Below are 11,575 nucleotides of genomic sequence, written 5' to 3'. Positions count from 1 at the left end.
CCAAGCTTGACCTGCCAATAAGGCAGGCGCTGCGCTTGGACGCCTTGCCGCACCGCCTGTGAGGACGCGAACGCGATCCGTGAGAGGTTTATGCAGAGCTTCCCTAGCGCCGGGGTCCGCTGCTCGGGCCGCGCGTCTTCTTGACCGCGCCCATCAGCCCAAAGCCGATGATCACCGCCACGCCGACGCCAATCCAGACCGGCGGCGCGCTCAGTGCGTAGGCACCGTAGGCCAGCGCGCCAGCGACGATGACGATACCAATCATGTAGATCGCAAAATTCGACATCGACTATTCCCCAACAACGTGGCGCTTACGGCGCCCGCAATACGTTTCTACTCAGCCGTCGCCGTATGCAGCGGGCCGCTTTGTTTGCTGTAGTAGCGAGCCAGCGCCTTGATCTGCGCATCGCTCATGCCTTGAACCTGCCCGGCCATGATCGCGTTTTCACGATCGCCGTCGCGGTAGGCCTTGATCGTATGCACCAGATAATCCTGGTGCTGACCGGCGATGACGGGGAAGTTCGGCGTCTGCGATACCCCGTTCTTGCCATGACAACTCGCACAGGTCTGGGTGGTCTGAGATACCCAGTCGTTGCCAGCCGGCTTGTCGTTGCCGTGATCTTCCTGGGCGGCAATCGAACCGGCAAAACCGCACAGCGCCAGACAGATCAAACCGCGTGAAACTGCATGTCTCATGTAGATACGCCCCGCCATTACGGTTTCTGCTGCGACAGATACGCCGCAATGTCCTTGATGTCCTGATCGCTCAGGCTCGACGCCTGGGCGTGCATGGTCGAATGCTTGCGTGCACCGCTGCGATACGACTTCAGCGCCGACTCGATATAAGCCGCATGCTGGCCGGCGATCTTGGGCACGTGGTAGGTCGGGTAGGCATTGTTGTAATCGGGAATGCCGTGGCAGCCGATACAGGTATAGAAACGATCCTTACCTGCTGCGGCATCGCCGGCCGCGTCACCGCCATCGGACTGGGCGAACGCAGGGCCATACACGAAGGCGCAACAAACCAAGGCCGCCAGGGCCTTACGCCAACTTTGAATCATCGAAATCTCCCGAAAACAGCCTGCGCCATAGAGCGCGGCGCAGCGATATGCTCTTGTAAAACCGCGCGCGAGTCAATTCGCCGGCTACCGTCAATCCTGTTCGTCGTCCCCGCGCAACGGCTCGACCACTTGGGCAACGCTGGCATTGAGGCTGAACGCCGAGCGTGCGTTTGCGCCGCGCGTGCGCCCCAGGTCCCTTTCGTCGAGCTGCAGCAGCACCAGCTGGGCCACGCCACCCGAGCGCCCGCCGGCGGGGCCGGACCAGACGCCGATACGCGGCTCGCCTGTGCCACTACGCGGGAGACCGCCCCCATAGATGCCGCGCAACGGCTCCGGCATGAGCGCCTGTGCGCCCTCATCCAGCGGCGACGTACTCAGCTGCACATCCAGCCATGTACGCCAGCGTTTGGCGGCCAGCTGCTCCAGCGGCTGGGCGGGCAAACGCTCGATGACGTTACGCGCCACCGCCGCGGCCGCATTGCGACCGTGTCGAATCAGCCCGCGCGACTCGCCCGAGTCCAAGGCCAGACGCTTGCGTTCGGCGCCGGCCGGCGGCATGCGCAGCGCGCCGTCGAAGTGGGCACGCAGGCGCAGCGCCTCGCCCTGACCACGCGGCGTAGCGCTGATCGCAACCGTTGCGGTCAACCAGGGCGTACCTCCGTATGGGCTGGGCAAGCGCAGTTGTACGGTCGTATCCCGAGGAGCTGCGGCGGCGACGTTCGGCTCGATCAGACGACGCACGCGCCGGCGAATGCGGTTGAACATGATTCGAAGCACGCCAAATACGAATTGTGACTCTATAATGACGCATTACGGACCTCGTCATGAATAACACTCGCCAGTTTTTCGTCAGCGGCCGCGTACAGGGCGTGGGCTTTCGCGAGGCTACACGCAAACGCGCCGATGAGCTTGGTATGGCCGGCTGGGTTCGCAACCTCGCCGACGGCCGCGTTGAAGTGCAGGCCAGCGCAGGCGACGACACCCTCGACACCCTGGAGCGCTGGCTGCACGACGGCCCGGCGCCGGCCCGGGTCGAGCACGTCGAAAGCCATGCCGTGGAAGGCACGCAGAGCCTGCCCAGGCCGTTCGCCGTTCGTTGATTCGGGCCGTTTGGCGGCCCCCGAGATAGATATTTTCAATGCCCCACCAAACCGATGACACCGTCTTGCCGCGCTGGGCGTGGCTGGGCGTACCGCTGGCGATCTATTTCGCCCACTATGTAGCGCGCGCTGTGCTTGACGCGCCGGTCTACGACGCCTGGCTTTTGCACGAGTCGGGGCTGACCGAGGTGGGCACGGTCGTCGTACTGGCGATGGCCTGTATCGGCGGGGTGGTGGCCACGGTCTGGGCATTTCAGCGCGGCGATCGTGTCCTGGCCGGCTTTTTTGCGCTATTCAGCCTGGGCTGCCTGTATTTCGGCGGCGAGGAAGCCAGCTGGGGCCAGCACTGGTTCGGCTGGGCGACGCCGGATCAGTGGCGCGCCTTGAACAATCAGGCCGAAACGAACCTGCACAACTCGAACTCACTGGCGGGATCGCTTCTGGACCAGCTGCCGCGCAATCTGCTGGCTATTGCCATGCTCGTGGGCGGCTGTATTCTGCCGATCCGGCGCTGGCTACGCGGCCGCAGCTATGCCCAAGGCAGCTTCGGTTACTGGGCCATGCCCACGTTCGACTGCGTGGTGATAGGCTTCGTCGCGCCGCTGGCCTCGATCCCCGAAAAGCTGTTCGAAGCGGCCCTGGGCGATGTGCCCTACCCGTTCGATATTGACGGGGGCGAAGTCAAGGAGCTGATGTTCGCCGTGTTCCTGTGCCTGTATATCGTCACGGTGCTGGTTCGCATACGTCGCAAGGCGATCACGCCTCGCCCATCCGCGGCCTGACCACGGGCGGCGGCAAAAAAGAAAGGCCCGAATCGGGAGGGCAGCCGATCCGGGCCTTGAAGAGCAGCGCCGCTCGGGGGAAAGCGACGCCACCATCGCAACGTCATCGCTCGGGTAGGATGTACGCTGCGTTGGCGCAAAAACCGGTGAAGGGGGGACACCGATTCTGCGAAGAGCGGCGAGGTATTGCGCCCCGCCGGCTTCGAGACGAATTATAGGTAAAGCACATCGCTATTCATAATTGCATTTCTTATCACTATGAATAGTGTTGCACTATACACATATTTTTATCAGCTGATACAGCCCTTTATAGTGATCCGGAGTCACCGATGAGCGCGTCAACCGCCCTCGACAACACGCCGACAGCGCGCGAAGCGACCAAGCGTCGGACCTTTGCCATCATTTCGCACCCCGATGCCGGCAAGACCACGCTGACCGAAAAGCTGCTGCTGTTCGGCGGCGCGATCCAGCTCGCCGGCACGGTCAAGGGGCGCAAGGCATCGCGTCATGCCACCTCCGACTGGATGGCCATGGAGCAGTCGCGCGGCATTTCCGTGACCACCTCGGTGATGCAGTTCCCCTATAACGAACGCATCGTCAATCTGCTCGACACGCCGGGCCACGAGGACTTCTCGGAAGACACCTACCGCACGCTCACGGCCGTGGACAGCGCGCTCATGGTCATCGACATCGCCAAGGGCGTCGAGCCGCGCACGATCAAGCTCATGGAGGTCTGTCGGCTGCGCACCACGCCGATCTTCACCTTCATCAACAAGATGGACCGCGAGGGCCGCCCGCCGCTGGAGGTACTCGACGAGGTCGAGGAGGTCCTGGGTATCAGCTGTGCGCCGATCACCTGGCCGATCGGCATGGGCAGCCAGTTCAAGGGCGTGTATCACCTGCTCGAAGACAAGGTGCACCTCTATGAAGGCACCGACAACGAGGCCGGCGGCAAGACCGTCACCCTCGACGGCCTCGACGACCCGCGCCTGAAGGATATCGCCGGCATCTTCTACGACGACCTGCTCGAGGAAATCGAGCTGGTGCGCGAGGCCGGCGACGGCTTCGACTTGGACATGTATCTGGCCGGCGAGCTCACGCCGGTGTTCTTCGGTTCGGCGGTGAACAATTTCGGTATTCGTCCGTTGCTCGATGCATTCGTGGAATGGGCGCCGGCGCCGATTCCGCGGGCGACCACCAGCCGCGAAGTGGCCCCCACCGAAGAGCCGCTGTCGGGCTTCGTGTTCAAGATTCAGGCGAATATGGACCCGCAGCATCGCGACCGTATCGCCTTCATGCGCGTGTGCTCCGGGCATTACGAAAAAGGCATGAAGATGCAGCACCTGCGCGCCGGCAAGGAGATTCGCGTCAACGACGCCATCACCTTCATGGCCAATCGCCGCGAGGCCGCGGAAACCGCCTGGCCGGGCGACATCATCGGCATCCACAACCACGGCACCATCGCCATCGGCGACTGCTTCTCCCAGGGCGAGGATCTTCAGTTCACGGGCATCCCCAACTTCGCGCCGGAGCTGTTCCAGCGCGTGGTGCTGCGCGACCCGCTCAAGGCCAAGGCCCTGCACAAGGGCCTCGACCAGCTCTGTGAGGAAGGCGCGACCCAGGTGTTTCGTCCGATCAACAACAACGACGTGATTCTGGGCGCGGTCGGCGTACTGCAGTTCGACGTGGTCGCCGAACGGCTCAAGAACGAATACGGCGTGAACGCCACCTTCGAGCCCATCAACGTGCATACCGCACGCTGGATCTACGGCGACGAGCGCGAGATCCGGCGCTTTCGCGACCGCATGGACGACGGCGTGGCCGAGGATCACGGCGGCGCGCTGGTGTATCTCGCGCCCACCCGGGTCAAGCTTCAGCTCACCGAAGAACGCTGGCCGGAGATCACCTTCGCGGCCACCCGCGAGTACAACGCCAACTGATCCTCGGGCAGCGCTCGGCCGATGAAGGAGTCGATCCGCGTTCGTCGCTTTCGCGAAGGCGACGAAGCGGCCCTATTCGAGATCTTTCATTCGGCCGTGCATCGCATCGCCGTCGTCGACTACACGCGGCGCCAGATCGAGGCCTGGGCGCCGCGCACACTTGATGCGCTAGCCTGGCGCGACGCTATGCGGACCCTCGCCCCGTTCGTGGCCCTGCGCGGCGAACAGCCGGTCGGCTATGCCGATCTGCAGGGCAACGGCTATATCGATCACTTTTTCGTTTCCGGCCACCACCCGCGCCAGGGTATTGGCGGGCTGCTGATGGCCCGGCTCGAAGCCGAGGCCGAACGACGACACCTACAGGCCATGTGCGCCGATGTCAGTCGCACCGCCGAGCCGTTTTTCGCCCGCTACGGCTTCGAGGTCGTCGAACGCCGCAGTCGCCGTCTGCGTGGCGAGGAACTCGCCAACGCGTATATGCGCAAGCTGCTGCGCTCGGAAACCGCTGTATAACCTATCGCGGCCGCGCCAGCGTGCTTTGCGCATGGCTGGCAGAAAAACGCGGAAGTAGCGTGGCACGCCAACCCGGCGCGCGCGAAATCCCGGCCATTGAAGCGGCTCGCTCTCGAATGCGAGCCGCGAGACGTGTTGCAGAGATCTCTAGTCGTCGTCGGCCACGGTTTCCAAATAGATATCGGCCCGGGCGAGCAGCTCCGCTTCGCGGGCGAGATCGGCCTGGGTGAGCGGACGCTCCTCCAGCCACTCGGCCTCGCAGTGCAGGTAGATATCGCCGTCTTCCACGTTCAGCCAGGCCGGCGGCGCCATGTCCGGGTCGCGGCCGCGGTGCAAAATCACCGCCAGCCGCAGCACCAGCGCCAGCCGATAGGCCAGCGCGCGCCAGTCTTCGGGCAGCGCGTCCACCAGATCGGCACGAAACCGCCCGCGATGCAGGCGCACAAGGGTGGCGAGTACCGCCTGGTCGGTGCGCGAGAACCCCTGCAGATCGGCGTTTCGCAGAATGTATTCACCGTGCTTGTGATAACCCTTGTGGGAAATCGCCAGACCGATTTCGTGCAACAACGCTGCCCAGCGCAGCAGTCGCGGCGCCATGCCGGTAACCCGTTCGTCGTCGTAATCGCCGAGCAGCGCGATCGCGGTCGCGGCCACGCGTTCGGCCTGGGCATGATCGACGTCGTAGCGGTGGCTGGCGGCAATCACGCCGTCTTCGCGCGCGTCGTGATCGTGCAGCCGGCCTAAAAGGTCGGCCACTACGCCTTCGCGCAGCGCCTTGTCGGAGACGCGCATCGCCTCGATGCCCAGGCTTTCGAACAGCCCGGTCAGCACCGCCAGCCCGCCCGGGAAAATCGCCCGGCGCTCGTCGGACACGCCGGGCAGATCGAGCTTGTCCACCTTGCCGGCCTTGAGCACGGCACGCGCCAGCGCCTTCAGGTCTGCCGGTGTAATGGTTTCGTCCGCCTTGGTCGCCCCTGCGGCACGCAGAATCGACTTCACGCTGCCCGATGCCCCGATCGCCAGATCCCAGCCGGCCCGACGATAGGCACGCGCGATGGGTTCGACGGTCAGGCGTGCATCGGTCACTGCGGCCTGCCAGGCCTTGCGCGTGATCTTGCCGTTGCCGAAGAAGCGTTGCATCTGCACGACCGCGCCCAGCGACAGGCTTTCCACGAGCTCCGGTCTTGCCAGCTCGCCGACGATCACTTCGGTTGAGCCGCCGCCGATGTCGATCACCAGGCGCCGCGGATGGTCGTTGCCCAGATCCTGGATCACCCCGCCATAGATCAGACGGGCCTCTTCGGCCCCGTAGATCACCTCCACCGGGTGGCCCAGCGCAGCGCTGGCCTCGGCCAGGAACGCATCGGAATCGCGCGCGCGGCGTAGGGTGTTGGTACCCACTGCGCGCACATGACCCGGGGCAATGCCTTGCAGACGCTGACCGAATCGCTCCAGACACGCCAGCGCACGGGCGGCGGCATCCGGGTCGAGACGGCGATCAGCGCTCAAGCCGCCGGCCAGGCGCACCGACTCCTTGAGCCGATCGACCACATGCAGCTTGCCGCCATCATCGCGGACCACGATCATGTGAAAGCTGTTCGATCCCAGATCGACAGCGGCGACGGTCTGCGGGGCCGGCGCGGCCGCCTCGCTTTCGCTCGTGCGATTCATGGGGCTATCTTAAGCGCGCCGGCCGGGGCGCCGATAAGGGAATCGATGAACACGGGCAAACAGAGGCACGAAAGAATGGCGCGAGCGATTATGTCGCAACGGCGCGCTGGGTTGTACCCACGATTGCTGCTGGTGCTGGTAATCGTCGTACTTGCCGGCTGTGCGAGTCAGCCCAGCTATCGGACCGACGCCTCCTATGCGCGCGCCAGCAAGAGCCAATATCCCGACCAGGGCGCGATGATCGATGCCCTGTTCGACTACTATCACCAGTGGCGTGGCGTGCCGTATCGCCATGGCGGCGTGGATCGCAGCGGCATCGATTGCTCTGCATTTGTCGCCCGTACCATGCGCGAACTCGAGTCGTTGAATCTGCCGCGTACAACCGGCGCTCAGGCACAAATCGGCCAGCCAATCTCAGCCGGCGATCTCTCGCCAGGCGATCTGGTGTTCTTCAAGACCGGCTACAGCAGCCGGCATGTCGGCATCTATGTGGGCGCCGGGCGTTTCATGCATGCCTCCACCAGCCAGGGCGTGACCATGTCCCGGCTCGACAACATCTACTGGCGCAGCCATTACTGGCAGTCACGCCGCCTGCTCACCCAGACGTACTGAAAGCAGCGACGGCGGCATTCCACACATGAGCGAGACTTCGTCCCCGGACCTGCGTACGCGTCTGCGCGAGATCATCTTCGGTACCGACACCCGCGCCGGGCGCACCTTCGACATCGTGCTGCTGGTGGTGATCGTAGCCAGCGTGATCAACCTCATGCTGGTTTCGGTGGCCGCGATCGAGGCTCGATTCGGGGCCGTGCTGCATGCCCTGGAATGGCTGTTCACCGTCTTGTTCAGCATCGAATACGTCGTGCGTATCTACGCCGCACGGCGACGCTGGGCCTATATCCGCAGCTTCTACGGCATTATCGATCTGTTGTCCGTGCTGCCCTTGTATCTGGCCCTGCTGCTGCCGTCGGCGCATTATTTCGTGGCCGTGCGCGCACTGCGCGTCATGCGTATTTTTCGCGTACTCAAGCTCGTACGCTATGCCAACGATGCCAACGTCCTTACGCGCTCGCTACGTCATGCCCAGCGCAAGATGCAGATCTTTCTGGGCGTACTGGCACTGGTGACGATCATCCTCGGCGCGCTGATGTATGTCGTCGAAGGGCCGCCCCACGGCTTCACCAGCATCCCCCGCAGCATGTACTGGGCGGTGGTGACGATCACCACGGTTGGCTACGGCGATATCGCCCCGGGTACGCCGCTCGGTCAGGCGATTGCCGGCATCGCCATCATGCTCGGCTATGCCCTGCTCGCGGTCACCGGCGGCATTATCACCGCCGAGCTGACCAACGAGATATCCAACCAGCGCCAGCTGCGTCAATGCCCGCATTGCGAGCGCAGCGGACACGAGATCGATGCGCACTACTGCAAGTTCTGCGGCGGCCACCTGGACAAGGACGATCACGACGATCCGCCCGCCGACAAGGAACAGGCCGCCGACCGCGACAAACTCGACTAGCCGGTTCGCCACCACGCAGTCCTGCGCCGCATTCGGTCAGCAACGTCCGCGAATAGAGTCGCACCGCGCAAATGCAAAGACGGGATCAGACCATCTCGGCCGCTCGCCAGCACAGCGCACAGCCTGGATGGGTCAAGCGCACTCCCGAAACTATACGACGCGCGGCCTTCTTACCCCGGCATAGAAATAGACGACTTTTCGGGTTGATGGCGCGCGTGTGCGAATACAAGCGCGCCACGGCCAACGGCCGGCAAGCCCTTGAAAGCAGCTGCCGCAGTCCGCTGTTTTGGCGGCGGATTGATAAACCACTCCGCCATGGCTAGCCCGCCTTGTCCACAGCCGGCGGCCCCAGAGCAATCCACACGCCTGCTCGACGCTCGTGCATAAACGACGGACATAAAAAAGCCCGTCGCCGGGACGGGCTTTTTATCCAGTCGGCATGCGCGCCGCTAGGCGGAGCGCGGCTCCGAACGCACCTGCTCGATCAGGCGATGCGAGACCGAACTGCGCAGCATTTCGTAGGCTCGTTCGATGGCTCGATCCAGGCCCTCGTGGCGAATCTTGAACTTCGCGTGGGCACGGGCCTTGAGCTGCTCGACGCTCGGCAACTCCGGCAGTTCGATCTCTGCCAGATAGGCTTCCGCCGAATCCCATTTGTCGCGTGCATGCGAGCGCAGGTCTTCGAGGACATGACTGCCTTCCCAGCGCGCGCGGATGTTGCGACTGATGCGATCGGCCGAAAAGCCTTCCGCGATATAGATCGCGCACTTGTCGATGATCTTCTGGGTCGGTGCCTTCTCGTTGGCGAGAATGGTCTTGGGCGGCTGACGCAGATCCCAGACCAGGCCGACCTTGGAAAGACCCAGCAACAGGTAATAGGTGGTATCGATCTCCCACCAGAAGAAGCCGTTGCGGGCCGCCGCGGGATAGTAGTGGTGGTTGTTATGCCAGCCCTCACCCATGGTCAGCAGTGCCAGGAACCAGTTGTTGCGGGAATCGTCGCCGGTAAGGTAGCGCTGCTTGCCAATCACGTGGTTGAGCGAGTTGATCGTGAACGTGGCGTGATAGACGAGCACGGTCGACAGCACGAAGCCCGACACCAGGCCGGCCCAGCCGCCGACGACGAAACACAGCCCGGCCACGATCAGCGCCGGCAGGAACTGGTGGCGCTCGATCCAGCGGATCTCCGGATACTTGGAGAAGTCCTTGATCAGATCCATGTCGGCATGCGAGCGGGCTTCGCGATACACCCAGCCCACATGGGAGTCGAAAAAGCCGTACTGACGCGGCGAATGCGAGTCGGCCGGCATATCGGAATCGCGATGATGTTCGCGGTGCTTGGCTGCCCACCAGAGCGGGCCACGCTGCAGTGCCGCCGAACCGACAAAGGCCAGCACGAACTGGAAAGCGCGGCTGGTCTTGTAGCCGCGATGCGAGAAATAGCGATGGTAGCCCGCCGTGATGGCGAACACCCGCGCCACGTACAGCCCGACACACAGCGCGATCGACGTCGCGGTGAAGCCGGTCCACCAGATGCCGATCAGCGCGACGTGCAGCAGCGCGAACGGGATGAATTCGACCCAGTTGAACTTGTCGTCCAGCTCGGGGTTGGCAGGATACTTCCTTTCTGCGGACATCGCGTTGTTCGCCTCACGAATTGCGGTATTACGTTGCAGTGCACAACTGTTCACTACAACAAAAGTATGCGCTAAATAGGAACGATTTTCAATGAAACCGTATTTTGAATAACGGCAGCTCGCGCCCCCTGTTCAACGTTTTGATAACGCATCGGTAAGTGCAGGCGTTTGTTCTGGATCAATCCAGCGCAGCGAAATCGAACAGGTCGCGATCGGCCATCTGCGACGGTGCAATACGGGTCATGGAACGAAATATACGTTCGCTGCGGCCGGGATCGATGCGCTCCCAGTCGGCAAGCATGGCCTTGATGTTCTGACGCTGCAGGTTGGCCTGCGAGCCGCACAGATTGCAGGGGATGATCGGATACTGATTCAGCCGTGCGTATTTTTCGATATCGCGCTCGCTGCAGTAGGACAACGGCCGGATGACCACGTTCTCGCCGTCGTCGGAACGCAGTTTGGGCGGCATGCCGGCCATGCGCGCGCCGTGGAACATGTTCAGGAACATGGTTTCAACGATGTCGTCGCGATGGTGACCGAGCGCGATCCGATTAAAGCCGTTTTCGCGGGCATAGCGATAGAGAATGCCGCGCCGCAGGCGCGAACACAGCCCGCACATGGTCGCGCCTTCGGGTACCTTCTCGGTGACCACGCTATACGTATCGCGCTCGAGTATTTCGTAGTCGACGCCGAGCTTGTCCAGATAGGCCGGCAGGATATGTTCGGGGAAGCCGGGCTGCTTCTGGTCCAGGTTCACCGCGCGCAGCTCGAAACGCACGGGCGCGACCTCCTGCAGATAGCGCAGCATGTCGAGCATGGTGTAGCTGTCCTTGCCTCCGGACAGACAAACCATGATGCGATCGCCGTCGCGGATCATGTCGTAGTCGGTCACGGCCTGGCCGGTCAGGCGCTTGAGCCGCTTGGCGAGCTTGTTCGCCCCGACCGAGCCCGGCGTCAGGCCGGCCGGCGGGCGGGTATCGAGTACCGGAATATCGGACATGGCGCGTTGCCTGGCGTTGCCATCAATCGAAAACGATGCGCGTCATTGTACGCATGCGCCGACGCGACTACAGCGCGGCGCGGGCGGCTCAGGCGTGGGCCAGCAGCTGCTGCATCACACGCCGGCTCTCGGCCACGTAGTGGCCGCCGAACAAACGGGCATGGTTGAGCAGGTGATAGAGCTGATAGAGCGGGCGCCGCACATGGCGATAGCCGTCGCTCATCGGCCAGGCGCCCCAGTAGGCCTCGAAGAACAGCGGCGAAAAGCCGCCAAACAGCTCGGCCATGGCCAGGTCGGTTTCGCGATCGCCGTAATAGACGGCGGGATCGAACAGCACCGGCACGCCGTTTGC

The 11,575-nt window shown here is 63.3% G+C and carries 14 protein-coding genes; 6 read left to right on the top strand and 8 right to left on the bottom strand.

The annotated features are described in order from the left end of the window. Positions 1 to 103: 103 nt before the first annotated feature. The 4 genes from ABNU97_RS15485 to ABNU97_RS15470 all read right to left on the bottom strand — a co-directional run bounded on the left by ABNU97_RS15485 (position 104) and on the right by ABNU97_RS15470 (position 1,826). Entirely contained in the window at positions 104 to 286 is a 183-nt protein-coding gene (locus ABNU97_RS15485) for a hypothetical protein (protein WP_348767576.1), read from the bottom strand. 47 nt (positions 287 to 333) lie between these two features. Further along, the gene (locus tag ABNU97_RS15480) at positions 334 to 696 is read right to left on the bottom strand and encodes a cytochrome c (RefSeq protein WP_348767575.1); all 363 of its coding nucleotides are present in this window, start codon (positions 694 to 696) and stop codon (positions 334 to 336) included. Between the two features lie 17 nt (positions 697 to 713). Continuing rightward, positions 714 to 1,061 carry a cytochrome c gene (locus ABNU97_RS15475; protein ID WP_348767574.1) on the bottom strand — a complete coding sequence of 116 codons (348 nt, stop codon included), beginning with the start codon at positions 1,059 to 1,061 and terminating at the stop codon, positions 714 to 716. A 90-nt stretch (positions 1,062 to 1,151) separates the two neighbouring features. Then, on the bottom strand, positions 1,152 to 1,826 hold the full coding sequence (locus ABNU97_RS15470; RefSeq protein WP_348767573.1) for a hypothetical protein: 675 nt from the start codon (positions 1,824 to 1,826) through the stop codon (positions 1,152 to 1,154). Between the two features lie 59 nt (positions 1,827 to 1,885). Between ABNU97_RS15470 and ABNU97_RS15465 the strand changes: the two genes are divergently transcribed. The 4 genes from ABNU97_RS15465 to ABNU97_RS15450 all read left to right on the top strand — a co-directional run bounded on the left by ABNU97_RS15465 (position 1,886) and on the right by ABNU97_RS15450 (position 5,396). Then, entirely contained in the window at positions 1,886 to 2,161 is a 276-nt protein-coding gene (locus ABNU97_RS15465; RefSeq protein ID WP_348767572.1) for an acylphosphatase, read from the top strand. 38 nt (positions 2,162 to 2,199) lie between these two features. Next, entirely contained in the window at positions 2,200 to 2,943 is a 744-nt protein-coding gene (locus ABNU97_RS15460; RefSeq protein WP_348767571.1) for a hypothetical protein, read from the top strand. A 329-nt stretch (positions 2,944 to 3,272) separates the two neighbouring features. After that, the gene (locus ABNU97_RS15455; RefSeq protein WP_348767570.1) at positions 3,273 to 4,883 is read left to right on the top strand and encodes a peptide chain release factor 3; all 1,611 of its coding nucleotides are present in this window, start codon (positions 3,273 to 3,275) and stop codon (positions 4,881 to 4,883) included. Positions 4,884 to 4,904: 21 nt separating this feature from the next. Further along, positions 4,905 to 5,396, top strand: coding sequence for a GNAT family N-acetyltransferase (locus ABNU97_RS15450; RefSeq protein ID WP_348767569.1), 492 nt, complete (start codon positions 4,905 to 4,907; stop codon positions 5,394 to 5,396). A 147-nt stretch (positions 5,397 to 5,543) separates the two neighbouring features. On the opposite strand, the gene ABNU97_RS15445 is transcribed toward ABNU97_RS15450, so the two are convergent. After that, positions 5,544 to 7,067, bottom strand: a complete 1,524-nt coding sequence (locus tag ABNU97_RS15445; RefSeq protein ID WP_348767568.1) for a Ppx/GppA phosphatase family protein — start codon at positions 7,065 to 7,067, stop codon at positions 5,544 to 5,546. A gap of 90 nt (positions 7,068 to 7,157) precedes the next feature. On the opposite strand from ABNU97_RS15445, the gene ABNU97_RS15440 reads away from it, so the two are divergent. Further along, on the top strand, positions 7,158 to 7,679 hold the full coding sequence (locus ABNU97_RS15440; protein ID WP_348767567.1) for an NlpC/P60 family protein: 522 nt from the start codon (positions 7,158 to 7,160) through the stop codon (positions 7,677 to 7,679). Positions 7,680 to 7,704: 25 nt separating this feature from the next. After that, positions 7,705 to 8,586: an ion transporter gene (locus ABNU97_RS15435; protein ID WP_348767566.1), complete on the top strand. Its 882-nt coding sequence runs from the start codon at positions 7,705 to 7,707 to the stop codon at positions 8,584 to 8,586. A gap of 449 nt (positions 8,587 to 9,035) precedes the next feature. On the opposite strand, the gene ABNU97_RS15430 is transcribed toward ABNU97_RS15435, so the two are convergent. The 3 genes from ABNU97_RS15430 to ABNU97_RS15420 form a co-directional block, all read right to left on the bottom strand. Next, complete coding sequence (locus ABNU97_RS15430; RefSeq protein ID WP_348767565.1) at positions 9,036 to 10,223, bottom strand: acyl-CoA desaturase; 1,188 nt, start codon at positions 10,221 to 10,223, stop codon at positions 9,036 to 9,038. 178 nt (positions 10,224 to 10,401) lie between these two features. Further along, complete coding sequence (ttcA, locus tag ABNU97_RS15425; RefSeq protein ID WP_348767564.1) at positions 10,402 to 11,223, bottom strand: tRNA 2-thiocytidine(32) synthetase TtcA; 822 nt, start codon at positions 11,221 to 11,223, stop codon at positions 10,402 to 10,404. A gap of 88 nt (positions 11,224 to 11,311) precedes the next feature. After that, a partial coding sequence (locus tag ABNU97_RS15420) for a fructosamine kinase family protein (protein ID WP_348767563.1) occupies positions 11,312 to 11,575 on the bottom strand: 264 nt, incomplete at its 5' end.

The sequence above is a fragment of the uncultured Salinisphaera sp. genome, from assembly GCF_964012375.1.
Lineage (GTDB): Bacteria > Pseudomonadota > Gammaproteobacteria > Nevskiales > Salinisphaeraceae > Salinisphaera.
Note: the sequence above shows the minus strand (reverse complement) of the source record. Positions and strands in the feature narration are given on the sequence as shown.

Coding starts and splice junctions, on each gene's coding strand:
- ABNU97_RS15485 (WP_348767576.1), bottom strand. CDS start 286: ATGTCGAATTTTGCGATCTACATGATTGGTATCGTCATCGTCGCTGGC.
- ABNU97_RS15480 (WP_348767575.1), bottom strand. CDS start 696: ATGAGACATGCAGTTTCACGCGGTTTGATCTGTCTGGCGCTGTGCGGT.
- ABNU97_RS15475 (WP_348767574.1), bottom strand. CDS start 1,061: ATGATTCAAAGTTGGCGTAAGGCCCTGGCGGCCTTGGTTTGTTGCGCC.
- ABNU97_RS15470 (WP_348767573.1), bottom strand. CDS start 1,826: ATGTTCAACCGCATTCGCCGGCGCGTGCGTCGTCTGATCGAGCCGAAC.
- ABNU97_RS15465 (WP_348767572.1), top strand. CDS start 1,886: ATGAATAACACTCGCCAGTTTTTCGTCAGCGGCCGCGTACAGGGCGTG.
- ABNU97_RS15460 (WP_348767571.1), top strand. CDS start 2,200: ATGCCCCACCAAACCGATGACACCGTCTTGCCGCGCTGGGCGTGGCTG.
- ABNU97_RS15455 (WP_348767570.1), top strand. CDS start 3,273: ATGAGCGCGTCAACCGCCCTCGACAACACGCCGACAGCGCGCGAAGCG.
- ABNU97_RS15450 (WP_348767569.1), top strand. CDS start 4,905: ATGAAGGAGTCGATCCGCGTTCGTCGCTTTCGCGAAGGCGACGAAGCG.
- ABNU97_RS15445 (WP_348767568.1), bottom strand. CDS start 7,067: ATGAATCGCACGAGCGAAAGCGAGGCGGCCGCGCCGGCCCCGCAGACC.
- ABNU97_RS15440 (WP_348767567.1), top strand. CDS start 7,158: ATGTCGCAACGGCGCGCTGGGTTGTACCCACGATTGCTGCTGGTGCTG.
- ABNU97_RS15435 (WP_348767566.1), top strand. CDS start 7,705: ATGAGCGAGACTTCGTCCCCGGACCTGCGTACGCGTCTGCGCGAGATC.
- ABNU97_RS15430 (WP_348767565.1), bottom strand. CDS start 10,223: ATGTCCGCAGAAAGGAAGTATCCTGCCAACCCCGAGCTGGACGACAAG.
- ttcA (WP_348767564.1), bottom strand. CDS start 11,223: ATGTCCGATATTCCGGTACTCGATACCCGCCCGCCGGCCGGCCTGACG.